This is a genomic window from Streptomyces sp. NPDC031274, assembly GCF_055570235.1.
This window is the reverse complement of the sequence record NZ_JBVIHP010000448.1, coordinates 1-1,069: the sequence shown is the minus strand read 5'-3', so window position 1 is coordinate 1,069 and position 1,069 is coordinate 1. Positions and strand designations below refer to the sequence as shown.

The window sequence follows — 1,069 nt, the reverse complement described above, 5'->3', positions numbered from 1 at the left end:
CTCGGACGCCGGTCATCTGCTGTGGTCCGGGCTCCTGGACAAGGAGTACGGGGAGGCGGTGGGCCGGCGCCTCCTGGAACCGGACTTCTTCTCGGGCTGGGGAGTGCGCACCCTGGCCGCGGGGCAACCGGCGTACCACCCGCTCTCCTACCACCGCGGTTCGGTGTGGCCGCACGACAACGCCCTGATCACGCTGGGCCTCGCACGCTATGGGCTGCACGACGAGGCCAGGGCGGTGGCGCGGGGCCTGGTGGCGGCGGCGTCGCGGGGCGGCGATCGGCTGCCGGAGGTGCTCGCGGGGTACGGGCGGGATTCTTATCCGGGGCCGGTTCCCTATCCGCACGCGTGCGTACGGGAGTCACGGTCGGCGGCGGCGCCACTGGCGCTGCTGAGTGCGGTGGGCGGGTAGCGGGGTTCCGGTCACTCCGGGGCTTCGCTTGCCGTCATCACCGGCTCCGCCGAGTTCGTCCTCAAACTCCCCCAAGCTCTTAAGGAGCAGGGGGGACCCCCACGACGGGCTAGATATAGCCCGTCCGGCGATTGAGGACATCTTGTCGGGGGTCCAGGGGGCCCTTACGCGATGCGGTCCAGCACGATCGGCGTCGCCGTGAACTCCGTGCCCTCGGGGGCGATGTCGAACGACCCGGCCACCGCCTGCAAGGCGTACTCGAAGCGCTCGGGAGTATCCGTGTGCAGAGTCATCAGCGGCTCCCCCGCGCGGACCTGAGCGCCCGGCTTCGCGTGGAGCTCCCCGCCCGCGCCCGCCTGGACCACGTCCTCCTTTCGCGCCCGCCCCGCCGCGACGCCGACGTCGTACGCGTCGAGGCGGGACAGGACGCCCGACGACGGCGCCGTCACGACGTGCGTCTCCCGGGCCACCGGGAGGGTCGCGTCCGGGTCGCCGCCCTGGGCGGAGATCATCCGGCGCCACACGTCCATCGCCGAGCCGTCGGCCAGCGCCTTCGCCGGGTCCACGTCCTTCAGACCCGCCGCGTCCAGCATCTCCCGCGCCAGGGCGAGGGTCAGCTCGACCACGTCCGAGGGGCCGCCCCCGGCGAGCACCTCCACC

Annotated in this window: 1 protein-coding gene and 1 pseudogene; one reads left to right on the top strand and one right to left on the bottom strand. The window is 73.0% G+C overall.

Annotated elements, in window-relative coordinates; genetic code table 11:
• Window positions 1-409: amylo-alpha-1,6-glucosidase (locus ACZ5CR_RS47080; RefSeq protein ID WP_468870216.1), on the top strand; the 409-nt coding region annotated here is incomplete at its 5' end.
• Window positions 410-573: 164 nt separating this feature from the next.
• Here the strand turns inward: ACZ5CR_RS47080 and ACZ5CR_RS47075 are convergent.
• A pseudogene (locus ACZ5CR_RS47075) lies at window positions 574-1,069 on the bottom strand (thymidine phosphorylase); the annotation flags it as partial.